Origin of the sequence: Delftia sp. WSY_22, from assembly GCF_043104185.1 — a bacterium.
In the GTDB taxonomy this organism is placed as follows: domain Bacteria; phylum Pseudomonadota; class Gammaproteobacteria; order Burkholderiales; family Burkholderiaceae_C; genus Comamonas; species Comamonas tsuruhatensis.
The window spans coordinates 69,782-93,981 of sequence record NZ_JBICKN010000037.1 but is presented as its reverse complement, the minus strand read 5'-3'; the positions used below and the strand labels follow the sequence as shown (position 1 = coordinate 93,981).

Genomic DNA, 24,200 nt, shown 5'->3' with positions numbered 1-24,200 from the left:
GGCGGAAACCAGTCGGCGAACTCGATGTCGTAGTCCTGCGTGTCTGCAGGCTGCATGGGGGAAGTGCGGAACATGCTTTGCCCCTGGTCGGTGACGTAGAAGGTGGTCATTCCTGCGGGCACGAGGAAGGTGCGGGATTCGGGCGCCTGCTCATCGAAGGGCAGGCGCTTGTGCACGGCGGGATCGATGTCGATGAAGGCCACGCCCTGGGCCTGCAGCGGCGCGCGCACCAGGCGCTGCCCACGGGCCGTGATCGCAGCCTTGGCCTGGACCAGCGCGGCCAGACGCGCCTCGACCCTCCCCTGCGTGACGACAAAGGCCTGGCCCTTGCCGTCCACGGGCGAACGCAGCCAGCGGCGCACGTAGATGCGGCCATCGGCTGTGCCACGGGCGGTGGGCGTGGATTGCACGGGGCTGCGGCGCAGCAGGATCGCCTGGGGCTTGAAGCTGGCACGCGCGGTCGCGTCCACCCCAATGCGTGCCTGCACATGGGCGTTGACCGTGGCGCTGGCCCGGGCCTGGACGGCCACACGCCCGCGCACGGGCGGCAGCGTGACCTTGATGATGGCGCGACCCGTGGCTGCCAGCAGGCTGCGCACATGGACCCGGCCCAGCACGCCTTCGACAGCTGCGCGCGCCACGGAATCGGCCGAGAGCTTGGCATGCACGCGGCCCAGCGGGCCGGTCAGCGCAGCAGCTGGTGCCGAGCGGACCACGGCATAGGCGAGCACTCTCCCGCCCACGCGGACGCGGGCATAGCCCTTGGCGTCCACGCGGATGCGCACCACGGGATCGGAGGCCCGCCCGTTCAGCGCAAAGCCATTGAGTGCTCCCCGGTTCATGGCTTACAGCAGCTGCAGCGTGAAGTCGCCCGTCAGGGCCTGGCTGTCCACCAGGAACACGTCATTGATCTGCAGCGTGCGCGGCGTGGGCAGCGGCTCGGAATACATGAGAGTGGCCGTGCCATCGGTGGCCGAGTCACCTTCCATGATTCCGATGTGCGTGACCGTGACCTGGGCGCCTGTGACGGGCGGAAACTCCGCGCGCACGGCGTTGTAGGTGGCGCCGTTGTTGGGCGCGGCAAAGGCGCCCGTGGGCACGCGCTGGTACCACGGTGCAGCCACCTCGGTGCCGGCGGTGAAGGCGTCGGTGGGGTCCGCCGTGAACAGGGCGAAGAAGGTGTTGCGGATGGCCGGGAAGGCCTGCTTGCGCAGCGTGGCGCTGATGATCGCGTTGGCGAGGGATGTGCTGAAACCAGCCATGACGGCTCCTATGGCTTCGAGCACTCCAGCGCCCCGATTGAAGATGCCCGCCAGGATGGCAGGCTTGGTTCACTTCTGGGCCACGGCCGTGGTGGCCGCAGCCTGGGCCTGAATGCCCAGCGCCTCGTTGTAGAGGGCACGGTGCGCCGCCGCGATGGTGGCGTTGCCGCCGAACTCGGCGTCGATGGACCAGGCCCGGAACAGCACGAAGTGCCGCAGCGCGTCCATCCAGCGCTCAGGAACCGAGGGCGTCCCGTTCTCGTCGGCCAGGTCCACGGCCGCGACACCCAGCACCGCGCGCACCTTGGTGCCGGCGGCCACGGGCGGATAGACCAGGAATTCCTGCGGCGTGCCCAGGTCGTGCATGTAGTGCTGCACCTCCCGGCCCGGGGAGCCAGAGCGCCAGGCGCCGGCCACGGCGTCCAGCACCCACAGGTCGGTCTTGGTGATGCGCCGCTGCGTGGCGTTGGCGTTGTTGGTGATGTCGATCAGCGTGAGCACGTCGGCCGGCAGCTCCTGCCGCCATCCGGCGGCCAGCACCAGGTCGCGCGGCTGGGCCATCTGGTCGGGCCGCTGCTCGGCAAAGGCGCGCTGGGCGGCGTTGAACCAGTCCAGCAGGGCCTGGCGCGTCCAGCGGATGTGCCCCTTGTCCTGCAGGTCGCGCGCTGCATCGTCCAGCAGCTGGGCCACGGTCAAAGCCATGATGCCCTCCCCCGCGAGCCGCGGCTGGTGTTGGAGCGCCACACGTCGGCCATGGCGTCATCCATGGCGCGCTGGAAGAACGCCAGGGCCACGCCGGCCTGGTCGGGCTTGTAGTAGTCCGTGCCCTCGGTGGCCAGCAGCTCGGCCTTGGCGCCCTCGCGGATCGCCTCATGGTAGAGCGAGGCCACCTCGTCGGGCACGCTGTTGCCGCGCAGGGACGGCATCAGCGAGGCGTAGACCTGCAGGCGGCCCGTGCTGCCCGTGCGTACTGTGAATTCGCGCAGGTTCGTCGTGACCAGGTAGAGCTTGCCGCGCAGCTCGTGCTGCCAGGGATCGGCAGGCAGATCGCGCGCCTTGGCCACCTCCAGCGGGCGCCCGGCCAGCGTGGCGCGCTCCAGGCGCAGCAGCTCCGCGCCCTGGGGCAGCTCGAAGGTGTATTCGGCGAAGGCCTCGCCAGTCACGTCCGTAGGCTCCAGCCATTCCTGCCAGGCGCGCGTGGCCTTGAGGAAGGTGCGCGCGGCGCGGTTCAGCGCCAGGTGGATGAGCGGGACCGGCGCCTTGGGGGCTGCCAGGACCAGTTCGGGCAGCCAACTTTCCCAGGAGGCCATGATGCGTTCAGCCGATCACTTGGGAAGCGCGCGAGGCCTTGCGCACGCGGCCAGTGGGCAACGAATCCGACTCCTGAGGCAGGCCCGTGCCGCCGTCAAAGTCGTCATTGCCCTCGTCCGGCCCCAGGCCGGGCGGAAGGACGGCGCGCGCCACAGAGGTACGGCCAGCAGCGGGAGGGCGGCGCGCTTCGCGCGCGGCGGCCAGGCGCAGGAATTTCTGCTCGGCCTCGAAGTCCTCTTCGGTCTGGAAGTTGCCAGCACGCAGGTATTGCGCATGGGCCTCGCTCTCGACCTCGCAGGCAAGAGGCTTGCCCTCGAAGACATAAGTGGTGCCCTTGATACGCACGATCAGGGTTCCGTCCTTGCGTGCGGGCAGCGAAGTGAACAGCTTCATGGTTTGGTTCTCCGGGGTTCAAAAAGCCCCGGCGGCCGATGCCACCGGGGAAAGCCCCTTGCGGGGGCGCACACATGAGCGCGCTGTCAGGCGTTCGTGTAGATCAGGTCCAGCGTGAACAGGCCGGCAGCCGTGCCTGCGCCCGAAACCTTGAGGATGATGCGTCGGTCTTCATCCTTGGTTGCGAGTTTGGCGAAGGCCGCTGGCACGAGGTGCGCGTAACCACCGGCTGCACCCACATCGTTGTCCGTCACCCAGGCGCCGCCGCCGTCGTCGGCCGCTGTGCTGATGTCGCCGGCCGCATCCGCCAGGCCGATGGAAGCCTTGAAGCCCGCGCCCAGGGCGGCCGGCACGCGGATGTACAGCGACACGGGCAGCGTGCCAGCGGGCAGGATGCCGATGACGCCACGGGCACCGACTGCGTGGTCCGCCACTGCCAGGGGTTGGCCGAAGCGCGAGCGCACCAGCTCGGAGCCGCCGGGGGTGATGGGGGCCTGGTGGCCTGCAGCCACGGCACTGAGTTGCTTGAAAGCCATGTCTGACTCCTCTGATTCGTTGGGTTGGGTCAGCGCGACGCAGCGGCCGTGTCGATGCCGTAGACGCCGTGGTCCTGCTTCTCGCCCTCGATCTCGAAGACCGACTTCTTGACGCCGAAGATGGACGACGTGGTGATCACGACCTGGTTGCCGTTGTCGCGGGTTTCCTCATGCCAGCCGTAGCGCATGCCCGTGCCCGGCGAGCCAAACGCCATCACGCCGGCCTGCGCACCCATGAACAGCGCACGCGCCGTCTCCAGGTCGCCCGTGGCACCGTGGGTGTTGTGGCGAATCACGTTGCGGTGCGAGTGCAGCACCACGTTGCGGTACATGCCCAGCGCGCTCTTGAACAGCGGCGACTTGAAGCCCACCGCAGCGGCCGCGGCCTTTTGCAGTTCCAGCCAGCCGCCCGTGCCGGTTTCCTTGCGCAGGTCGTCTTCCTGGAAGGTGTGCATGACCATGACGAACACTTCCTCGCCATCGACCACGCAGGGCTGCATGACGGGGATGTTGGTGGCACCGCCACCCTGGCTGTCCGCCCGAACGCGGGCACGGTCCACCACGGCCAGCGACATCTTGTCGGTGGCATCCAGGTTGGCCACCGCCGTGGCATCGCCGCCGAACAGGTGCTGGTTGGGCGTAGGCGCCGTCAGCGGGTTCTTGGCACGGCCCTGGTAGCCCAGCGGCAGGATGAAGTTGGCATTGATGCCGCGCGAGCCGGACAGGTAGGTGAAAGTCAGTTCGTCCTGGAAGCGGCCCCACCAGTTGGCCTGCTGCTGCTTGGCGCGCATGCGCAGATCGTGCAGCGTGCGCTTGCGCGACATGCGGCCGCCCGTGTTGACGCCGCCACGCGCCTGGTCGATGTACAGCTCATCGGTGTAGAAACGCTGCCCTTCTTCCTTGCCCTCCAGCATATCGTCGCCCTCGACGGGCGCCATGCGCAGCTCGGCCAGCAGGTCATAGCTGACCAGGTCACCGGCTTCGGATTCCAGATCCGTCAGCAGTTGGATTGGCGTCTTGGCGCCCTGGCCCACGGCCGCGAAGCGCTTGCCGAAGTACGAGGCTTGAGAGACATCGAGAGCCAGGTCGCCGGAAAAGCGCTTGACCGCGCGGGGGCTGTTCACGCCCACCACTGTTTTGCCCATAGGAGTGCTCCTGTATGGTAGCGAGCACTCCAGCGCCCCGGTTGAAAAATGGTTCAGCCCTCAAGATGGCAGGCTTGGTACGGGCCGCGAGGACGCCGCGATCTTGCGAACGCAGGTTTCCGGCGCCGCCGCAATCACCATGCGCGCAGCCTGCCCCTTCTTGTATTCCAGCTGGATGCGCACACCGCCCACCTCCAGCACATCGCCCGTGCGCAGCTCCATGAAGATGCGGCGCATGTCGGGCGCCGATGCAGTTGCCTGTGCCATGGGCTCCTTCACAGCGAACGCAGGTACTGTGCGCGCCTGTCTTCGGACAGGCGGCCCAGCGCGCGCTCGTAGTCCAGGCCGGTGAGCTTGTCCAGCTCGGCGAACTCGTCGCTCACGGGGTCGGCATCGCCCGCGCCGCCGGGTACGTCGGCCAGATTGGTGACCACGGCCGAGGCGTCGGGCCTGCGTTGCGGGTCGGCCCGCCTGCCTGCGATGGGAATTCCATGCAGGGCCAGCACGCGCTTATGGGCCTCCTCCAGAAACCAGCGAAAAGGCTTGTCTTCGTTGCCGGGTGCCGAACCCAGGGCCTTCACAAAAGTGTCCAGATCCGCCTGCTTGCCGTGGTCCGTGTAGTAGTTCACACGGCCCAGTTCAGGCGTTTTTGCGGCTTCGTCCAGGAAGGTGCGGATGGAATGGGTCCAGGCGTCCCTTTCGGACTGCTGGCGCATTTCTGCCGACACGGTGGCGCGTGTTTTCACGTCGCGCAATGCATCGCGCTGGTCTTGCAGCCGGTCCAGTTCCGACTCCATTTCCTCATGGTCCAGATCGCCGTCGTTGTACCTGCGACGCACCTCGGTCATCGCCGCCTTGTTGGCCAGTACCTGGTCCTCATAGTCCTGGGGCAGGTCCACCCTGTAGCCGGACGCCTGCGCCAGCGCCTCCCGGGCAGCCTTCGCGGGCTCCGACCCTACTCCCTGGATATGCTCTGCTGCAGCATGTTCACGGGACTCCAGTGCCGCTACAGCCTGATCAGCGGGCTCGCCATCGGGGGACGGGGCACCTTCGGCTTCAGCACCCAGATCACCGCGGCCCAGCGCCGCAAGCGCAGCCTCGTTGTCTGCATGGGGGTCGTAGTCGTCTTCCTGCATGGAGGAACGCTCGGCGTCGGAGAGAAGGCGCAGTCGATCGTCTTGGTTGCTCATGGTTGAATATTCCTGATGTGCGTGCTCAGGGAAGGTTGGCAGGCTTGGTACGGGGCCATGCATCGCCCATCAATCGGGCATCAGCGGCGTGGCCATCAGCCGCTCGCGCGATATCTGCACCGCGCTGCGCCATGAGTCCACCTCGCTCTGCCAGGTCTTCGAGTAGGGCTGTGCAGGTGCTGGCGTACCGGGCAAGGGAGGGCCGGGCAGCTGCGTCGATACGTTCGGGCAAGCCGGCGAAGTCGCCGCGCAGGCCTGAAGCAGCAGCGTGCATGTCACGCAGGCTGCGCTCAAGATCCTGCTGAGCTGCGGCATTGCGCTGCTGGGTACGCTGGTATGTCGCAAGTGCATTGTTCAAATCCCGTGAAAACGCGGCCACGTCCTGCGCGGCCTGGCGAACGCTGGCCAGTTCAGTGCTGGCTGCATGCAGCCTGAGCTGCTCGAGGCGCAGCCCATGGCGCTGGTCCTGGACCCACCAGGCACAGGCCGCGCCCAAAGCAAAGGCCGCAGCGGCAGCCCAGGGCCGGGCGAAGAGGCTGGAGATCAAGGCACGACCCTCCACTCAAGGCAGATTTCTCCATTCGCCTCGCCTCGCAGTTGCAGGCCGGGCAGTACGGTGGACACACCGCGGATCGTGCCGCGGTTCCAACGGCGGTTCTCGCGGCAGGCGCCCGCAAGGTCACCTGCGTTGGCCTTGCGCAGCAAGGTGCTGGTGGCAAGGCTGCCCGCCCCCTTGTTGTGGACGAAATCGATGAATTGGCCCTGAACGAAAGGGTCGTAGGTCTCCCAATGCACCAGCAGTTGCCGCGCCTGGCGCTCGGCCAGCAGATAGCGACCGCGCTCCAGCGCATAGCAGTCCGCAGGGCTGTACCAGCGCCCGGCAATGACGCCATCACCCGTGATGCCATTGCAGACGGTCAGCGGCTGCCCCTTGCCCAGCCTGTCGGCATAGGGTGCCCCGATGTGTCGCCCGCTGCTCTCGTAGAACGAACCCAGAACCATGGCGACCTTCACGCCGGCCGTTGTACCGGAGTCGTCAGCCACGGCTCGTACATAGGAGTCAAGCAACGCCGGCGCCTCGAGGTGCCGGGTCACCAGCGCCCCGCCCGCGCCCATTGCGGCAAGCACCACCAGTGCCGCCAGCCGCCCTGCCAGCCGCACCGGCACCTTGGAGTCCTGTGGGGCCATCATGCACTCCCGATGGCCGGCGACCATGGCCCGGCATCGCGGGCTGATAGGTCTGCCACCCTTTGCTTGACCATCATGGAGCCTCCTGCTCACCAGCGGCATCACGTGCTCCGCCGCGGCGCATGAGGCTCATGCGCATTTCGTGCTCCGCCTGGTCACGGGCCTCTTCAGCCAGCTTCAACTGATACTCCTTGCGGCGGTAGTACCAACTGACAGAAAAGCCCGCGATACCCACCAGTACGCCCATGGCGACGCCAGCCTCCGAGGTCAGCAGCCAGCCGAAGCCGCCCAAGCCCAGCCCACCCCAGCCAACCTTGCTGCCCATGGTTGCCGCAGCACCGGCGCTTGTGGCATGAGCTGCGGCCTCCAAGGCCGCCTGTGTGGCGTCATTGCTCATCGATCACTCCTTGTTGTTCAAACTGCGCGAGGCGGCCCGACATGGAATCGAGATGCTCGCAACTGCGAGTCCGGATCTGGGCCACCCGCTCGCGCGAGTCGGCCTCGATGCATGCCACCTGCAAGCGCACATCCTGGTCCGCCCTGATCTGCAGCGTTTTGTTGGCCAGTTCGGTGTTGGCCTTGGCCAGTTGCCGGCGCATGTTGTCCAACTCGACATCCGCATCGCGCCGCACTGCGGCGGCCGCATTAGCCATGCGCAGAGCCAGGGCCTGGTCTCCGCCGCTGGAGCGCATCTGCTCGGCTTCGGCTTCCAGCTTTTCGGCGCGGGCATTGATTTCGCGGACCTTCGCCACCTGCTCGGCAAGAGCCTGGCGCGCCCCTTCCTGCTGCATCTGCAGGGCCTCGGCCTGGGCCTGCATCTGCTGCTGCATCTGCTGCTGCTCCTCGGGAGAAAGGGACCGGGCCGGGTCGCGCTCCCCGGTCAATTTGCGCATCTCGTCCGCGATCTGCTCCCTGTTGGGGAGATCGGAGTAGTCCATGGCGATGGTCAGCAGGCGCAGTGCGGCCTCAGGCGGCATACGCCCGGCCATCTGCGACAGCGCATCGAACATGACCTGGCGCAGCGTGCCCGCATAGTCCTGCTCGGAGACGATGAAGTCGGCCAGGCTTGCCGTGATGTCGTTGAGATAGCGCACGCTGCCGTCCGGCTGCATTTCGGGACGGTTGATGCGCACCCAGTCGAGGCGCCCCTTGTGGCCCGATAGCCGGATGACCTTTTCATCCGTATACCACTGCTCTACCAGGCTCAGTTGCTTCTCGCCCTGCAGCTGCACGGCCAGCCTGTGGTTGTCGAATGGCTGTGTGGTCACTACCGAGCCCTGCAGCTGGCGCGCCTTGATGGCCACCCCAGAGCTGGCATTGGTCTGCCGGCCCAGGTTCTCGCCGCCGATGCCGGCGGACTTCTGTATGGCCTGCGTATCCAGGTTCATCATTTGGATCTGGCCGGAGGCCATCTCACTGTCGCGGTGCACCTCGAACTTTCTGCCTGCGCGGTAGATCACCACCCCATCGGGCTGGTTGATTTCCTCACGCGCCTCATTGATGTCGTCGAAGGCGCCCTTCTCGGCGAATATCTGGTTCGTGGACAACAGGAACAGCGCTTTGCTGGCACGCTTGTTCAGGTCCATCTGCAGGTCACGTACCCGCCGTACCACGCCATAGGGCATGCGGTCACGACCGCGGCGATAGCACCAGATGGGCGTAAGGCTGAAGCTGTTGTGCCGCATGGGCATCGGTCCCAGCGCCAGCAGGTGGCCTTCCGTGAATACCGCAACATGCATGCGCATGACCACACGGTCCACGATGGCACCGCCCACCTGTCCGATGGCCTGCATCAGCGCCTGGTCCCAGGGTTCGACAAACGCCCCCTTGAACGGCCCTTCGGTCACGACGCGGACCGACGCTGGCATGCGAAACTGGCATTCGATCAGCCGCACACGGCGCCGTTGCTCGTTGTCCGCGTCGCTTCGCCCACCTGAGACGTTTGCAGACGGATGCTGGCTGACATGGCCTTGGTAATGGAAGGCGTCCTCGGCCCACTGTTGCGCGCTGTGCTCCTGATCCTGTTGCACCGCACGCTCCAGCACGTCGCGACGGCCCGGGTACATGGTGATGGCGATATCCTCGTCAACCCAGCGCGTACGGAAGATGTAGCGTGCATCGCTCAGGTCGTTCTCCATGGCCATGGAATCCCAGAGCACGTTGCGCCAGTCCTCGTATTTGGAGTAGATGATGTCCTGGGTGGGGTCGTTGCGCACCCCGTCATCAAGCCAGCCCACCCCCACCTTGATGGTGTCTTCGAAAGCCCGACTGCGATTGAAGCCTGTGCGGTTCACATCGGAAACATACTTGAGCACCTTGGTCTTGATGTCGGCCATCTGGACGTCGTCCTCGGTGCGAGGCAGCACACTCCAGTCCACGCGCGCGCGGCGCTCGGTGCCGATCAGCCAGTCGCACATGACGGCCACCTCGTTGAACACCAGAGGTACCTGGCCCCGCTCTTCCAGTCTGGCGGCGTCGGCGGGGTCCCACTGGTCGCCGTCGTAGTAGTCGGCGTCGATGGCCATCTGCAGGCGGTTCTCTGCCTGGATCTCGCGCTCGCGGCAATACCAGCCCAGGAGCTTGCGCAGGGTCTTGCGGGCCTCCGGCTGGTCCAGCGGATGCCGGGGTGTGGTGTCGGCCACCTCAAACGCCTGCGGCTCCTCGTTGAGGACGCGCTCGCCCGCGCCCGCGCTCCGGTTGAAGCGTGATTCAAACAGGGACATACTCTGCCCCCGTATCCGGAACCGTCAGAGCCTGTGCCGCAATCTCCTTTCCATCCAGCGTGACCACCAAGCTGCCAAACTCGCGGCCCTGGTGCTCCCACGGCGGTTCACAGGGCATGGCTACAAGGTCGGGGAGGCCTTCGTGGATGATGGTGGCCACCCTCACCCAATGCGGTCGGCCGGACGGCAAGCCCAACACCTCACATGCTTTTTTGCACATGCGCGCCAGGTAGGCCGGATCATCGTAGAGATAGGCCGCGCTCTCCATCACCACATACCAGGGCGATTTGGGACGCATGCCAGGAACGAGGACCAGGGCGCGTTCACCGTTGATCCAGGTGTAGATGGCTAACAAGTCGCCATGCCGGCGATGAAGATGGGATTTTCGAAGGTCAATGCATGCAGGCATGCCATGACAATGGCAGGCTTGGTACGGTCTCAGCGGGCCATTCCGCCGCCACGCCGCCGTACGCTCAAGGCGCCCTGCCCCGCATTGTCCATTCGCGGCAAAGCCATGGCCAGATAGCGCCACACGTCGGCGCCGTGGCTGGCGTCGTCATGCAGCGGTGCGCCAGGCTCCAGGGTGCGGGGATCTATCTGGCGACGGTACCGGCTCAGGCAGTCCAGCAACTGGGCACATCTGCCGGCATCGACGTAGGCCTGGGAAAAGATGCCACGCGCCAGCCGTATGCCCGCCTCCAGTCCGTAGCGTTCCAGTACCTCGACCTCCCGGCCCATGTCCTGCAGGATCTGTTGCGTGGTCTGTCCAGTCTTGAAATCACCATGCGCGCCGTCGTGGGGCAGGAAGTCCGTACCCCACAGGTAGGGCAATTTCTCCATCTCCTGCACATACCACTCCAGTGTCTTCTGATGGCCCTGCATGAAGTGGATGATCCGGAAATCTACGGCCGTGCGCTGCACGAAGGCAATGGCCATGTCATCGGCCCATCCAAGGTCCCATACAGTGTGTACGGGCAGCCTGGGATTACAAGGCACGCAACATACACGCTCGTCGTTGTAGAGGCGCTCAACTTCGCTGGCGTAGATGGCACCGGCCAGGCTGCGCCTGGGCCGCCCCTCCCAGATGTTCCAGTAGCTGTCGGGATCGCGTTTCAAGTGGCGGACACGCTCCTTGTCCAGCACCTCGGGGAACCAGGGGTTGTCGCGCCAGTTGATTTCGCACAGCCAGGTATCGCCGTCCGAATGCGTGATGAAGCGGTCATAGGTGGGGTCGCTGGCCAGGCCGGGGTTGAGCGTCAACCAGATCTCGGAGCCTGGTCTGCGGATGGTGGGCACCAGCACCTCCCAGCTGCGGGCGCTGACGCCCTGCGCTTCCTCCACCCAGACGATGTCGATAGCCTCGAACGACTTGATGGAATTCACCGTATGGGCCTGCAACCCGGCGAACAGGATCAGCGTCCCGTTGGCTCCACGGATTTCCGTGCCCAGTACTTCGTAGAACGCCCCCAGCCCCAGCGCCTCGATCTGGTCCTGCAGCAGGCGATGCACGGAGTCGCGCATGGATTTTTGCACTTCACGCGCACACAGAATGCGCAACGGACGGCTGCTGCCCAACACCAGCAAAGCCATGGCCACGGACCAGGACTTGGCCCCCCCGCGGCCACCGTACATGACCTTGAATCGCCTCGGCTCGAAAAGCAGCTTCAGTTTGGCCGGAAGCTCGACGCTCACGCCAGAGCGCTCGACCTCGTAGTCATGGGCGAAATCTGAAGGTGTCTCGGGCACGAGGCAGCTCTGGCTCCGTGGAGGCGTTTCCATCGGCAAGGGATTCATTCGCCCTCCTGCCGTGGATCATCATCGTGCCTGGACGGTTCAATGAAGCGCACTTCAAAACGCCCCACGCCCACGTTGCTGCGGATGCCGTCCCGCTGGTACAGACCGTGGTAGCGCATCAGCTTCTCGATCACATCCAACTGGTTGCGGATGCTGATTTCCGTGCCGTACTTGCCTTCTTTCGCACCACCGAAAAGCGCCAGCGCCCCCCGGCCAAGGCCACGCGTGTCCTTGACGACCGTGCGCGGCAAGCCGGCGCCGAAGCACTCCGGACATTGCGCCATGGCAGGCCGATGGGCCTCATACCCCACACCACCGAGTTCGGGGAAGTCCTCGGGGTGCTTGCCGGCATCGATCCACTTTTCACGCTTGGCGTTGTACTCGGCGTGTGTGTACTGGTATTCATGGTCCGTTCCGTAGCAATGCCGGCAGCACGATACGTGAACCTCGACCAGATCGCGCGGATCGGCCATCAGCATTTCATGGAGGCGGCGCACCACCTCCTCCGCACGGACTTCGGCATGCTCCACGACACGCTGGCTGCATTCCCTGACATAGTCCTGCACCCGCGGATCCTTGAGCAGCCTGGCACCCTGGGATGCCGCGCTGGATGAGCTGTAGCCTGCCGCGACAGCCGCCCGCGTGGCGTTGAAGCCCGACGCTACGTATTCCCGCGCGAAGCAACGATGCCTTTCCTGAGTGCTGGCATGCTGCCGGGAGGAAGACTTAGTTCCTTCACCGGAACAGACGGTGCTGGAGATTTTCGTTTTCATGCTCGCAACCTGTCAGACTTGGGACGCGCCATCAGTACACCCTTGGCAATTCGCCGACTCCTGGCCGCAGCCGCACAGCAGGCGGTAGCGCATGACCGGCTTGCGGCCGGGCAACTCCGTGAGCCGGCCTTGCACCATTCCGCGGCCCAACAGATACTGAAGCGCCCAATCGACCTCACCTTTCGAGCGTCCCAACTCCAGTACCAGTTCACAATGGAAAAACCAGCGTTCCGGCAGCCGCTGCAGATAGCGCAGCAATGCATCTGTGCCGCTGCCGGGGCGCACGACTCCGGCGGGGCGGGGGTTGTGGTGCCTGCTCCTGTTCTCCTGTCGGCCTTGCAGTTGTCCGGCCAGCCAGTTCATCGCTTCGTGTCCCATGTCGTCAGACCTTTGCTGCAAAGGCTGGGGCCGGGCCAGCAGGGGCCAGGCACGGCGCGCGGTACGAAAGGGGCTGCGGTACGATGCCGGATTGCCGGCATTGCAGCTCGTCATGGTGAAAAAGCATGGTGTTCAAGGTTTCTGGCCTTTCGGTGGACGGTTGAAGTTGCAGGCAAGAGCCGGATGAGGCGAAGTCAGGCAGTTGCACAGCGACGCATGGGTGAGCACTGGCAGAGGGCTGACCCCACAGGGCTGGTGCGGTCATCGCGGCGCCCCTTCCATGTGCAGGGCCTGCATGGCATTGCGCAGTACCGTACGGGTGATGGTCCGATCCCCGGCCCGGGCCCGGGCCAGGATGCGGCGCGCCCAGTCCTTGCCATCACCCACGGGGACTAGTTGCACGCTGACAGGCGACGCAGCGGGCGCTGGCAGGCACGACCATCCTTGCAACTGGGCATGCGTGCGGCGCGGCGTGGCAGCACGACATAGCGCCTCGAATTGAGGCAGGTGCGGCGGGAAATCCGGATGGGTTGCAGGCAGCCGGGCAACGGCGGTCTCGATCACCCCCGGGTCGTATTTGGCAAGGGCCGCGCTCCAGACCCGCATGGCCGTGCGTACCCCCAGATCACGGCCTCCGCTATCCAGAACGCCCGTCGCGAACTTGCTCAGGAACAGCGAGCCATAGGACCCCTGCATGACCAGGAACAGGTTTTTCACCGCAGCGCCCGTGGCCTGCTGCTGGGGCTCGCCCTCCATCGCCGCCCGGTATAGCGTAGAAATGCTCTGCACGGCCTACGCCTCCATGATGGCCGCGTAGGCCGCGCCATGTCGGGCCGATGGCGCCGAGCCACGTACTGCAGCTCTGGCCCGTGGCGGCAGTGCAGCAGCAAGCCACTCCAATGGCTGCAGCGGCCTGGCCTGGGCGCAGGCACGCAGCCGTTCAACCAAGGCCTGGTCGCCATGGGCTTTGCGCAATCCGCCCAGGAAAGAGCGCGCCTGCCGCTCCGGCGTACCCGCATTGACCAGCAGGGACAGACCGTAGCCGAAGATGATCTCGCCGCAACTGCCCTCCTCGCCGGCCGGACGGCCCGGACCGCCAGGTACGGAAAGAACATCAAGGTATCTCTGTCCCTGTCCCTGTCCCTTTCCCTCTCCCTTGGAGGTTCCGTCCGTGCGGACAGCCGTCCGGTGTCTTCGGGACAACGAGGGGCTGTCCCCAGGGACATCGCACTCCTGCACGTCGGGGCAGACGCCGCCGTCGCCGGCCATGGGCAACGCCTGTCCCGTCGGTCGGCCACTGTGGATCCACTCGTCATAGGAAGGGCGACGCACGTCCGTTCCGTGCCTGTCGTTGTGTTTCTTGATACGTCCACATTCCGTGCGCCACCGCTGCAATAGCTTGGAAGCCCAGGCATCTCGCGCCTTTTCCGCCACCACAGGATGGTGGTAGCGTCCATCACTGCATAGCACCCAGCCATGCATGGCGCCCTCACGCACCCGTTTCCACCTGGGATCGATGCGGCCACGCAGCGCGTAGCCCGCCTGCTTTGCAATCCATGCGTCGTTATCCGGCATGGAACCTGCAGGCACCTGGTGCCAGGCCGCCGACCACAGCAGCACTGCGGCCCAGCAGGCATCCGGGGTTTTATTTGCTGCCAGGTCCGAATCACGCAGACGAGCCACATCCAAAGGCATGAATGGAAAGTCGGACAGGTCGCAATCTGGAGGGACCATGGGCTCTGGCCGGGCTGCGAAGCAAGGCTTTGTCATACCGGCCTCCCGGCGCGCATTGATCGCACCTCGTGCTGGAAAAGCGCCCTGTCCGTCAAGGGCAGCGCATCCAGGGAAAACCGGCCTGCCCCCATGGCAACCATTGCATCGGCCAGGCCCAGCTCCACTCTTGCGCCCCCATAGATCAGCTTGCTCAGAAGGCCTGGAGTCGTACCGCACCGCGCTGCAAACTCGGCGCGCCCGTAGCGATCCAACCCCCTGAAAAACAGTTTGAAAGAGTTCATGAAGAAATAGTACCTCAAGAACCATAAAAAAGATACCTTAAGGTATCTTGTACCCACAGGTATTCAGGCGGAAAATTTCCCCATGGACCACCAAACACGCCTGCAGCAACTTCTCACGATCGTCTGCACCGAGTTCACCCACGGCAACCGGGCCGCAATGGCGCGCGCCATCGGGAAAGACGCAAGCTACGTCAACCGCCTCTTCTACCCACAGGACAAGAAGGGCGCCAAAGGCATAGGACAGGAATTGATGGAAGCCACTCGCATCGCGTTCGATTTGCCAAGAGGCTTCTGGGAAATGACACCAGCCGAGGCCTCCGCCGCCCTCAAAACCACCCCCATCCTGGTAGAAAATGCTGAAAAGAAACTCACGCGGGACGAAATAGTGATCCGACAGTACTCCACTGGTGGCGCCATGGGCGGCGGACTGGTCCTTCGAGATCAGCCTGGCGTCATCAAGAGCTGGAGCGTCAATAGCGAGTGGGCCCAGAAAAACCTGCCCTATGTGACCTCCTATGACAATCTGGCCATCGTGACGGGGTTCGGAGACTCCATGCTCGGAATGTTCAATCCCGGCGACCCACTCCTGGTGGACACCGGCGTTAGGGAATGCGAGTTCGACGGCGTCTATTTCTTCTCGGTGGATGGAGAGGGCTTCATCAAGCGCCTCCAGCGAATTCCAGGGGAAGGCATCCTCGTGATCAGTGAAAACAAGAAATACCGTGAGTGGTACATCAAGCCTGGCATGAACCTTCAAATCCTGGCCAAGGTGCTACGAGCCTGGGAGAGCAAAGCCTACTGACACGACCCCATCTTCAAGCAACAAGCCACCTGCGGGTGGCTTTTTTCATGACCTCACAATACCCATAGATACCCCAAGGTCAATACCCTGACAGTTGTCACAAAAATTACCTCAAGGTATATTTCATACACACAAAGCCGCAAACGAACACTACCCAGATTCACCTCGGACCTACAGCCCATCCTGTTTTCAACTTCCCGCCTGCGTATGCCTGCCCGACCCGCCCACTGATCACGGAGGTTCATGAAAGCCCAAACCATCACAGCCTGCTGGGCCAATCTGGCCCAGGCCCGCCATGCCACACGCGAGGGGTACGAACAGGAGCTGGACGACGCCCTGGATGCCTACCAACGGGAAAACTACGGCCCACCCTGGGCGCCCGAATTCATACAAGAAGCCCTGCGTGACCTGCCCTACGCCGTAGCCCGACAGATTGCCGCAGCAGACGAAACACAAACATCCGGGAGCCTTGCAAGCATGGGAGCAGCCCTGGACTCCTGGATAGGAGGCTACGCCCGCCTATGCGCAACCCGGCAGTTCCACCCGTTGGGATACGGCATCAGCCCCTGAGTCCGCGCCTCCAAGTGATCTGCCTCGTACCGCCAATCGACCTCGAAAGGACCATGCACCATGCGAATGATGTGCCCCCACTGCAATGAACACGCCTACACGCGCACCAGCCTGCAATTGACGAACACCAGCCGGGAAACTATTTTCCAGTGCCGCAACTTTGAATGCGGTCACGTGTTTTCCGCAGTGACCGAGATCAACCGCACCATATCCCCCAGCGCCATACCCAACCCTGGCGTGGTGCTGCCGATGAGCACACATATCAAGCGACGCGAAGTGGCCCGCCAGATGGCGGCCATGCCGCTATCGGAGTTCAATGCGCAGCAGCACCGATGCACGGATGCCGCAGCACAGGCCGCTCAGTGATCGCTGCCCGCAAGAAAACGGCGTGCCTGGTCGCGCGCCCCGTCGAAGATCTGCCGGGCCATAGGCTGCGGCACGCTGGCCGGCAGGCGCGGCTGCAGCCGGGCTATGGCGCCGTCCAGCGCCTCGACCATCTCCACCATGCTTTCCCACAGGCCTGCGATGCGCGTGGTCTCCGCCAGGACCTTCCAGTGGCGGCGCTGGATCTCGGCCAGGCGGTAGTGGCGGCTGCGCCCTGGCAGAGCCATGGCCATCCTGGCGCGCTGGCGGGCGATCTTGCCGTGGCCGTGACCGATGATGGGCCAGGCCGACAGCACGTCGTACAGCGGCGTCATCTCATAGCCGCCGCCCGGCTGCAGAAACACAGAGAAATTCTTGGCATGCCCGTCCGTGGCCGCCAGCAGCCAGAACGCCAGCTGGGCCATCACGAAGCGGGCGCAATCCTGGGCAGGCTCGCTGCCATGCTGCAGCACCTGCAGGCACTGCAGCATGCCGGGCCCGCCGTGGGTCTCGTACTTGTTGGCGCTGGCAACGCCGCGCACCTGGCAGAAATCCTCCTGGGGCAGGCGCGCAATCCAGCCCTGCGCCGTCCAGGCGCGGTCAAAGCGCTCTACGCACAGCACCTGCTGCCCGCCAAAGCTCTCGATGCTGCTGTCGGCCACGGCAAAGCCCAGCTCGGCCAGCAGGCGGGCGCACAGCCACTCATTGGCCACTGACTCGCTCAGGTCGTAGTGCCAGTGCGGCACCACGCCGATGGCCGGCTTCAGGATATGCGTGGTCGGCGTCGCGCCCAGCGGGCGGCACCACTGGCCGCCATGGCGCAGCACCGCCGTCTTCTCCTGCGCACCGGCAATGGACAGCCGGAACTCCTGGTCCACCTCCAGCGCGCCAAACCCGCCACCCAGGCTGGCCAGGTGCTCTGCAATCTGCGCCTCGCTCAGCGGCTCGAAGCGCACCTGGTCGAACCCTTCGGGCACGGCCCCCTCGGGCAGCAGCTGCACGGCCCCCACGCAATCGCGACCAATGGCCTCCAGCAGCGAGAACGCATCGGCCCCGCGCAGCCCGAAGCGCTGGTGAATGCGCCGGCGAATGCCCTCGCCGTCCGGCAGCAGGTTGTCGAAATAGTGGGCCACCACCTCGCCCGCCACCGTCAGGTCGCGCGTGAAGGGCATGGACAGCGACAGCGGCCGTGCATGCGCGCTCTGCGGCCAGGCCGGGTCATAGGCGAACACATGGCGGCCCGTGCGCGTGACCTCCCAGGTGCCCACCCGCTCCCCATTCATCCAGACGCCCAGCGCCGCCATCACCAGGACCCTTTCGGCTTGCGGTCCTGCCAGTGCGGCGGCAGCGCCTGCGGCTTGAAGGCCACGGGGCGGTCGGCGGGCTTGCGGGGCACGTTGTCACCCGCGTACGGTTGTGGAGCGGGCTCAGCCACCCTCAACGCAGCAGGCATAGGCACAGGTGCAGGTGCAGACGCAGAAGAAGCCACCGCATCCGCCCTGGGCCGCATGAGCAGATCGGCATCCAGCAGCTGCAGGATCTCCATCAGCTGGCGCACGCTGATGGCGGCCGGGTCACGCTCTATCGCCGCCACGCGCGACTGGGACACGCCCAGCCGCTGTGCCAGTTGGGCCTGGCTCACGCCAGCGGCCTTGCGCAGCGACTTCAGGTGCAGCGCAAGCTGATCGGGCAGTTGCAACAGGTGGTCCATGGTGTTCTCCTGGCCAGGGCATTCAAAATATCATCTCAAGATGATGGATTGAAATTATCACTCCAGAATAATATTGTCAATATATCATATTGGAGTGATATTCCTGGCAGCCATACTGCCTACAACCATGCCGCTATGTCCTCGGCCGTCTCCCGGTAATAGGTATTGAACAGCTCGTTGATATCCACGTGGCCGCTGATGCGGGCCAGCGTCATCACATCCACGCGCTTGCTCAGCCAGGTCAGCGCCGTGGCGCGCAGGTCATGGAAGCGCAGGCCCTCCACCATCACCCGGTCGCGCAGCTTGCGGTAGAGCGTGTCGCGGCTGGCGTCGCTGATGGTCCAGTAGGCGTCGCGCCCGGCAGCCTCGGCGGCGGCGTCCAGCACGCTCAGCAGGCGCACGGCACGGCGCGTCAGCGGCACATGGCGCTCGCCCACCTTGGCCTCGGTCTTGTGGTGCGGCAGGTGGTAGACCCGGCGCTTGAGATCCACATTGCTGCGGCCCATGCGCAGGATCTCGCCGCTGCGCATGGCCGTGTGCAGGGCCACCAGCATGGTCCAGGCCGTCTGCTCCATGGCGGTGACAGGCGCCAGGCGCGGCGAGACATTGGCCGAGCGCAGCATGCGCCGCACCTCGCTCCACTGCCCCGTGCGCCGGCGCGCATGGGACTTGGCCGGCAGCTTGATCTCCGGCCAGGGGCTCTTGCCCACCCATTTCCACTGCTTGACCGCCAGCGTCCAGATGGGACGGAACTGCTGCGCCTCGCGCAGCACGCTGGCGCCGGAGACCTGCTGCAGCCGCGCATCGCGCCAGCGCGCCAGGTCGTCACCCGTGATCTCGTGGAACACCTTGACGGCCAGCTCGGGAAACTCGCGCAGCCAGGCATCAAAGCGCAAATGGTCGGCCCGCGCCGTGCTGGCCGTCTTTTTGTCGGTGACCTCGCGCCGATAGCGCTCCACCGCCTCGGCCAGCGTGCGCCGCGGAAACTCCCCGCGCGCCCCGGCCAGAATGGCCGCCTCCTCGGCCACGGCCCAGCCCTGCGCCTCGGCCTTGGTCGCCCGCGTGGCGGTGCGCCGGATGCCCGCACGCTCCACCTCGGCCCGCCAGCCATTCTTCACCTTCCGGAAATACGCCATCCCACCTCCTGCAGCCCGCGCGGGATCACAAGCGGGATCTGCGCGGGATTGTGATGTGATTTTGCGCTGTTTTGTGCCGGTTTCAACCCGTTCCGTTTTGCAGCGGAGACCCAGAAAAAAAGCCCGCCTCCTCTACAGGAAGCGGGCTTGGGCAGTGTTCGCCGCAGTTGAGCGGCGTTGGTGCGTGGTGCGCGGGGGGGGACTCGAACCCCCACACCATTGCTGGCGTCAGGACCTAAACCTGGTGCGTCTACCAATTTCGCCACCCGCGCTGGTTCTTGGGGGAGCCGCCTGCGCGGCGGCTCCTAGGTCAGGGCGCAGATTCTAGCCGCAATTGCGGGGTGCATTGCCATACCCCGGATTTGAGCGGCGGCCTCTGCGTTTTCGCCACCTCAATGCGTGGGCTCACGGCGCACGCGGAACACGGCGGCGTACATGGCCGGCAGCGCCAGCAGTGTCAGCACGGTGGCCACGATCAGCCCGCCCATGATGGCCACGGCCATGGGGCCCCAGAACACGCTGCGCGACAGCGGGATCATGGCCAGCACGGCGGCGGCGGCCGTCAGCACGATGGGGCGCAGGCGGCGCACGGCGGCCTCGATGATGGCGTCCCAGGCCGGCACGCCGCGCGCGCGGTCGGTCTCGATCTGGTCGATCAGGATCACCGAGTTGCGCTGGATCATTCCCATCAGCGCCACCACGCCCAGCAGCGCCACGAAGCCGAAGGGCCGGCCCAGCAGCAGCAGCGCCGCCGCCACGCCGGGAATGCCCAGCGGCCCGGTGATGAACACCAGCAGTGAACGGCTGACACTGCGCAGTTGCAGCATGAGCAGCGTGAAGGTGAGGAACAGCATCACGGGCACACCAGCGACGATGGCGTCCGAGCCCTTGGAGCTTTCCTCCACGGCGCCGGCCACATCGATGCGGTAGGCCGTGTCGCCTGCGGCATGCCAGCGCGCCTCGATCTCGCGCAGGCCGGGCAGCAGCGCATGGGTCAGCGTTGCGCCCTGCAGGCCCTCGCGCACATCGCCCTGCACGGTGATGGCGAACATGCGCTTTTCTCGCCACATCACGCCGGGTTCCCAGACCATCACGGGCTTGGCGATCTGCGTGAGCGGGATCGACTTGCCCGATGCCGTGGGCAGGTAGGCATTGGCGATATCGGTGATGGCGTCGCGCTCCGAATACGGCGTGCGCAGCACGATGTCGATGAGCTTGTCACCCTCGCGGAACTGGCCCACGGTGGAGCCGCTGAGCATGACGCGGGCCGCCTGGGCGATGGCCTGGCTGCTCACGCCCAGGGCGCGCGCCTTGTCCTGGTCCACCTCCAGGCGCACGGCCTTGACGGACTCGTTCCAGTTGTCGTTGACGCCGCGCATGTCGGCGTTGGCGATCATGGCCTGCTTGACCTCGTCGGCATAGGCCCGCAGCTTTTGCGGATCGGTGCCGGAGACGCGGAACTGCACCGGATAGGGCACCGGAGGCCCGTTGGGCAGCAGCTTGACGCGGCCACGCACCTCGGGGAACTCCTGGGCCAGCAGCGCCGGCAGCGCCTTGCGCAGCCGCTCGCGTGTGGGCAGGTCCTGGGCCACCAGGATGAACTGCGAGACGTTGTTCTGCGGGAACACCTGGTCCAGCGGCAGGTAGAAACGCGGCACGCCCGAGCCTACCCATTCGCTGACCGTGCGCACGCCGTCGAGCTTCATGAAGCGCTCTTCCACGCGGCGCGTGACGGCCTCGTTGGCGGCCAGCGACGTGCCTTCGGGGAACCAGATGTCCACCAGCACCTCTGGCCGGCTGGAATCCGGGAAGAACTGCTGCTGCACGCGCGACATGCCCACCAGGCCCAGCGCGAAGACCAGCACCGTGATGGCGATGGTCAGCCAGCGGTGCGTCACGCACCAGTTCACGGCGCGCCGGAAGCGGTTGTAGAACGGGCTGTCGAAGACCTCATGCTCGGCTGAGGACGCATTGAGGTTGGTCTCCTCGATGGGCACCTCGCCCGAGGCCACCTCGGGCGGCAGCGTGGCCGCGTGCGGCGGGCGCTTGAGCAGCAGCATGCCCAGGTAGGGCACGAAGTACACCGAGGCGAACCAGCTGAGCACCAGCGCAATCACCGTCACCGCGAAGATGGCGAAGGTGTACTCGCCCGTCATGGACTTGGCCATGCCGATGGGCAGGAAACCTGCCGCCGTGATCAGCGTGCCGGTCAGCATGGGCTTGGCCGTGATCTCGTAGGCAAAGGTGGCGGCGCGGTACTTCTCGTAGCCCTCCTCCATCTTGCGCACCATCATCTCGACGGCAATGATGGCGTCGTCCACCAGCAGGCCCAGCGCGATGATCAGTGAGCCCAGCGACACCTTGTGCAGGCCGATGTTCCAGTACCACATGGCCAGGAAGGTCGCGGCCAGCACCAGCGGGATCGTGATGGCCACCACCAGGCCCGGGCGCGGGTCGATGTACCAGCGCTTCCACAGCGGCTGGTGGCCCTCGCGCTTGTGCAGGCCCAGGCTGATGAAGCTCACGGCCAGCACCACCACCACGGCCTCGATCAGCACCTGCAGGAATTCGTTGACCGAGTCGGCCACGGCCTTGGGCTGGTCCTGCATGTTGGCCAGCTCCACGCCGGCCGGCAGCGTGCGTGCGATGTCGCCCACGGCGCCGCGCAGGGACTTGCCCAGGCGGATGATGTCGCCACCCTTGGTCATGGACACGCCCAGCGCAATCGTCTCGCGCCCCTGGTGGCGGACCTTCACATTGGCCGGATCGGCATAGCCGCGGCGGATCTCGGCGATATCGCCCAGACGCAGCTGCGCGCCCGATGCGCCGCGGATGGGCATGGCGCGCAACTCGTCCACCGCCAGGAACTGGCCGGCCACGCGCACCTGCACGTCCTCCCGCGGCGTCTGCAGCACGCCTGCGCCCTCGATGGCGTTTTGCTGGCCCAGCTGGCCGAGCACCTGGTTCATGTCCAGGCCCAGCTGCGACAGGCGGCGCTGCGACAGCTCGATGTAGACCTTCTCGTCCTGCACGCCGAACAGCTCGACCTTGGCCACATCGGGCACGCGCAGCAGCTGCTGGCGCACGTCGTCGGCCATGGTCTTGAGCTCGGCGTAGCTGAAGCCGTCGGCCTGCAGGGCGTAGATCACGCCATAGACATCGCCGAACTCGTCATTGAAGAACGGCCCCTGCACGCCCTGCGGCAGGGTGTAGCGCATGTCGCCGATCTTCTTGCGCACCGTGTACCACAGCTGCTGGACATCGCCGGGGCGCGAATTGTCCTTGAGCTGGAAGATGATCAGCGACTCGCCGGGCTTGGAGTAGCTGCTGATCTTGTCGGCGTAGGGCACCTCCTGCAGCGTACGCTCGATCTTGTCGGTGACCTGCTCGGCCATCTGCTGCGCCGTGGCGCCCGGCCAGTTGGTGCGCACCACCATGGCGCGGAAGGTGAAGGGCGGGTCTTCGTCCTGCCCCAGCTGGAAGTACGAGGCAAAGCCCAGCAGCAGCAGCACGACCATGAAATAGCGCGTCAGCGCCACATGGTCCAGCGCCCAGCGCGAAAGATTGAAGTGCCCGCCCTGCGGCGCCTTGTGCTTGGGCCCGCTCATTGGGCCGCTCCGCTGGACGCAGCACCTGCGGAAGCTGCGGCACCTGCGGCGGCAGGCGCCTGTGCCGGCTGCTGCGTCTTGTCATACCGGTCCTGATAGACCGTGACCTTCTGCCCGGGCGTGAGCACATGCACGCCAGCGGCCACCACCTGCATGCCGGGCGTCAGGCCGGCGGCAATCACGGCCTCGTTGCCATCGGCCGTGGCCAGTTGCACGGGCTGCAGCTTCACCGTGCTGCTGGCGGCATCGAACACCCACACGGCCGTGCCCTGGCCGCCGCCGCCTTCCTGGCGCAGCGCCGTGGTCGGCAGCTTGATCACGGGCTGGCCCGTGGGGCCCATGCCCTCGGGCAGCGCATGGACCGTCGCGCCCAGCGGCGGCACGGCGGCCGCATCCGACGCGGGCAGTGCCACCTTCACCTGGTAGGTGCGCGTGACCGGATCGGCACTGGCCGCCACCTCGCGCACCTGGCCCTGCAGCGGCTGCATGCCGGCCGACCACGGGCGCACATTCACTTTCTGGCCCACGCGGATGGCGCCGCGCTTGTCTTCGGGCACCACGAACACCACGTCGCGCGGGCCGTCCTGGGCAATGCGCACCACGGGCGAGCCGGCCGACACCACCTGGCCGGGCTCGGCGTCTATGCCTGTCACCACGCCGGGCACATCGGCCAGCAGTTGGGCATAGGCCTCCTGGTTGCTCTGCGATGCCAGCTGCGCCTTGGCCTGGTCCAGCGTCGCCTGGGCGGACTTGAGCGTGGCCTCGCGCCGCTCCAGCTCCGCACCGCTGATGAAATTCTGCGCCTTCAGCTGCGAGTAACGCCTCACATCGGCGGCGGCAAGATCGCGCTGCGTGGTCGCGGCCGCCACCTGGGCGCGCGCGGCGTCAGCTCCCAGCCGGTAGTCGCTGGCATCGAGCCGCGCCAGCAACTGGCCTGCCTGCACGTGCTGGCCCAGCTCCACCTCGCGGCGAACGAGCTTGCCGGCCACGCGAAAGCCCAGGCGCGACTCTATGCGCGCGCGCACCTCGCCCGCGTATTCCAGTTGCGTGTCCAGCGCGCCCACGCCTACGGTGAGCAGCTTGACGGCGCGCACCGGCTCGGGCGGCGGCTCGGCCTTGGAACAGGCGCCCAGCGCCAGCGCGGCGGCCAGGCACAGAGGGGCAAGAAGAAGATGGCGCGGCAAAGCGCGCGCGGCAGGGTTCGATGGCAAGTCGGGCATGTGGATCCGGGAGGGCTGGTGCGAAAAGCGGCTGCGGGCTGCAAGATCCGGGCAACATGCCGCGGCAGCTGGCTGGCGCCGT

General features: G+C 65.9%; 27 protein-coding genes and 1 tRNA gene. 3 read left to right on the top strand and 25 right to left on the bottom strand.

The features are described 5' to 3' along the window. The 19 genes from ACF8NF_RS19830 to ACF8NF_RS19740 form a co-directional block, all read right to left on the bottom strand. A partial coding sequence (locus ACF8NF_RS19830; protein WP_392451106.1) for a hypothetical protein occupies positions 1-842 on the bottom strand: 842 nt, incomplete at its 3' end. Between the two features lie 3 nt (positions 843-845). Beyond that, a complete protein-coding gene (locus tag ACF8NF_RS19825) occupies positions 846-1,262 on the bottom strand; it encodes a hypothetical protein (protein WP_047218288.1) in 417 nt (138 codons plus the stop codon). A 69-nt stretch (positions 1,263-1,331) separates the two neighbouring features. Then, entirely contained in the window at positions 1,332-1,964 is a 633-nt protein-coding gene (locus tag ACF8NF_RS19820) for a DUF6682 family protein (RefSeq protein ID WP_392451105.1), read from the bottom strand. Next, positions 1,955-2,572: a hypothetical protein gene (locus ACF8NF_RS19815; RefSeq protein WP_392451103.1), complete on the bottom strand. Its 618-nt coding sequence runs from the start codon at positions 2,570-2,572 to the stop codon at positions 1,955-1,957. Before ACF8NF_RS19815 ends, ACF8NF_RS19820 begins: the two co-directional genes overlap by 10 nt. Before the next feature lie 7 nt (positions 2,573-2,579). Then, on the bottom strand, positions 2,580-2,966 hold the full coding sequence (locus tag ACF8NF_RS19810; protein ID WP_392451102.1) for a hypothetical protein: 387 nt from the start codon (positions 2,964-2,966) through the stop codon (positions 2,580-2,582). Positions 2,967-3,052: 86 nt separating this feature from the next. Further along, on the bottom strand, positions 3,053-3,502 hold the full coding sequence (locus tag ACF8NF_RS19805; protein WP_209803151.1) for a hypothetical protein: 450 nt from the start codon (positions 3,500-3,502) through the stop codon (positions 3,053-3,055). Positions 3,503-3,531: 29 nt separating this feature from the next. Continuing rightward, the gene (locus tag ACF8NF_RS19800; RefSeq protein WP_392451101.1) at positions 3,532-4,647 is read right to left on the bottom strand and encodes a N4-gp56 family major capsid protein; all 1,116 of its coding nucleotides are present in this window, start codon (positions 4,645-4,647) and stop codon (positions 3,532-3,534) included. A 60-nt stretch (positions 4,648-4,707) separates the two neighbouring features. After that, positions 4,708-4,914 (bottom strand): hypothetical protein, encoded by a 207-nt coding sequence (locus ACF8NF_RS19795; RefSeq protein ID WP_209803155.1) that lies wholly within the window; start codon positions 4,912-4,914, stop codon positions 4,708-4,710. A gap of 8 nt (positions 4,915-4,922) precedes the next feature. Continuing rightward, a complete protein-coding gene (locus tag ACF8NF_RS19790; protein ID WP_061289094.1) occupies positions 4,923-5,837 on the bottom strand; it encodes a hypothetical protein in 915 nt (304 codons plus the stop codon). Positions 5,838-5,862: 25 nt separating this feature from the next. Next, a complete protein-coding gene (locus ACF8NF_RS19785) occupies positions 5,863-6,384 on the bottom strand; it encodes a hypothetical protein (protein WP_017407507.1) in 522 nt (173 codons plus the stop codon). After that, positions 6,381-7,025 carry a glycoside hydrolase family protein gene (locus tag ACF8NF_RS19780; protein WP_392451100.1) on the bottom strand — a complete coding sequence of 215 codons (645 nt, stop codon included), beginning with the start codon at positions 7,023-7,025 and terminating at the stop codon, positions 6,381-6,383. The genes ACF8NF_RS19785 and ACF8NF_RS19780 overlap by 4 nt, the downstream gene beginning before the upstream one ends. A 73-nt stretch (positions 7,026-7,098) precedes the next feature. Further along, positions 7,099-7,422: a holin gene (locus ACF8NF_RS19775; RefSeq protein WP_017407505.1), complete on the bottom strand. Its 324-nt coding sequence runs from the start codon at positions 7,420-7,422 to the stop codon at positions 7,099-7,101. Next, positions 7,412-9,748 (bottom strand): hypothetical protein, encoded by a 2,337-nt coding sequence (locus tag ACF8NF_RS19770; protein ID WP_392451099.1) that lies wholly within the window; start codon positions 9,746-9,748, stop codon positions 7,412-7,414. Before ACF8NF_RS19770 ends, ACF8NF_RS19775 begins: the two co-directional genes overlap by 11 nt. Beyond that, a complete protein-coding gene (locus tag ACF8NF_RS19765) occupies positions 9,735-10,103 on the bottom strand; it encodes a hypothetical protein (RefSeq protein ID WP_017404271.1) in 369 nt (122 codons plus the stop codon). Before ACF8NF_RS19765 ends, ACF8NF_RS19770 begins: the two co-directional genes overlap by 14 nt. An 83-nt stretch (positions 10,104-10,186) precedes the next feature. After that, on the bottom strand, positions 10,187-11,380 hold the full coding sequence (locus tag ACF8NF_RS19760) for a PBSX family phage terminase large subunit (protein ID WP_370671661.1): 1,194 nt from the start codon (positions 11,378-11,380) through the stop codon (positions 10,187-10,189). A 158-nt stretch (positions 11,381-11,538) separates the two neighbouring features. Further along, positions 11,539-12,315, bottom strand: coding sequence for a terminase small subunit (locus ACF8NF_RS19755; protein WP_209803161.1), 777 nt, complete (start codon positions 12,313-12,315; stop codon positions 11,539-11,541). A gap of 12 nt (positions 12,316-12,327) precedes the next feature. Next, positions 12,328-12,693 carry a hypothetical protein gene (locus tag ACF8NF_RS19750; protein ID WP_017404275.1) on the bottom strand — a complete coding sequence of 122 codons (366 nt, stop codon included), beginning with the start codon at positions 12,691-12,693 and terminating at the stop codon, positions 12,328-12,330. A 261-nt stretch (positions 12,694-12,954) separates the two neighbouring features. Next, positions 12,955-13,482, bottom strand: coding sequence for a hypothetical protein (locus tag ACF8NF_RS19745; RefSeq protein WP_392451098.1), 528 nt, complete (start codon positions 13,480-13,482; stop codon positions 12,955-12,957). A gap of 3 nt (positions 13,483-13,485) precedes the next feature. Continuing rightward, complete coding sequence (locus tag ACF8NF_RS19740; RefSeq protein WP_392451097.1) at positions 13,486-14,427, bottom strand: DUF1376 domain-containing protein; 942 nt, start codon at positions 14,425-14,427, stop codon at positions 13,486-13,488. Between the two features lie 363 nt (positions 14,428-14,790). Here ACF8NF_RS19740 and ACF8NF_RS19735 point away from each other — a divergent pair, with 363 nt between their 5' ends. From ACF8NF_RS19735 to ACF8NF_RS19725, 3 genes are all read left to right on the top strand, one after another. Continuing rightward, positions 14,791-15,510 (top strand): helix-turn-helix transcriptional regulator, encoded by a 720-nt coding sequence (locus ACF8NF_RS19735; RefSeq protein ID WP_209803165.1) that lies wholly within the window; start codon positions 14,791-14,793, stop codon positions 15,508-15,510. A gap of 243 nt (positions 15,511-15,753) precedes the next feature. Beyond that, positions 15,754-16,080 (top strand): hypothetical protein, encoded by a 327-nt coding sequence (locus tag ACF8NF_RS19730; protein WP_392451096.1) that lies wholly within the window; start codon positions 15,754-15,756, stop codon positions 16,078-16,080. A gap of 60 nt (positions 16,081-16,140) precedes the next feature. Next, the gene (locus ACF8NF_RS19725) at positions 16,141-16,446 is read left to right on the top strand and encodes an ogr/Delta-like zinc finger family protein (RefSeq protein WP_017404279.1); all 306 of its coding nucleotides are present in this window, start codon (positions 16,141-16,143) and stop codon (positions 16,444-16,446) included. Here ACF8NF_RS19725 and ACF8NF_RS19720 read toward each other — a convergent pair. The 6 genes from ACF8NF_RS19720 to ACF8NF_RS19695 form a co-directional block, all read right to left on the bottom strand. Beyond that, positions 16,440-17,747 carry a type II toxin-antitoxin system HipA family toxin gene (locus ACF8NF_RS19720; protein WP_017404280.1) on the bottom strand — a complete coding sequence of 436 codons (1,308 nt, stop codon included), beginning with the start codon at positions 17,745-17,747 and terminating at the stop codon, positions 16,440-16,442. The two genes, ACF8NF_RS19725 and ACF8NF_RS19720, sit on opposite strands and share 7 nt — an antisense overlap. Continuing rightward, positions 17,747-18,154 carry a helix-turn-helix domain-containing protein gene (locus ACF8NF_RS19715; RefSeq protein ID WP_392451095.1) on the bottom strand — a complete coding sequence of 136 codons (408 nt, stop codon included), beginning with the start codon at positions 18,152-18,154 and terminating at the stop codon, positions 17,747-17,749. The genes ACF8NF_RS19720 and ACF8NF_RS19715 overlap by 1 nt, the downstream gene beginning before the upstream one ends. 119 nt (positions 18,155-18,273) lie before the next feature. Further along, entirely contained in the window at positions 18,274-19,290 is a 1,017-nt protein-coding gene (locus ACF8NF_RS19710) for a tyrosine-type recombinase/integrase (protein ID WP_392451094.1), read from the bottom strand. Positions 19,291-19,475: 185 nt separating this feature from the next. Further along, positions 19,476-19,562: transfer RNA gene (locus ACF8NF_RS19705), tRNA-Leu, on the bottom strand. Between the two features lie 120 nt (positions 19,563-19,682). Next, entirely contained in the window at positions 19,683-22,898 is a 3,216-nt protein-coding gene (locus ACF8NF_RS19700) for an efflux RND transporter permease subunit (RefSeq protein WP_016449589.1), read from the bottom strand. Further along, a complete protein-coding gene (locus tag ACF8NF_RS19695) occupies positions 22,895-24,118 on the bottom strand; it encodes an efflux RND transporter periplasmic adaptor subunit (RefSeq protein WP_016449590.1) in 1,224 nt (407 codons plus the stop codon). Before ACF8NF_RS19695 ends, ACF8NF_RS19700 begins: the two co-directional genes overlap by 4 nt. Positions 24,119-24,200 lie beyond the last annotated feature (82 nt).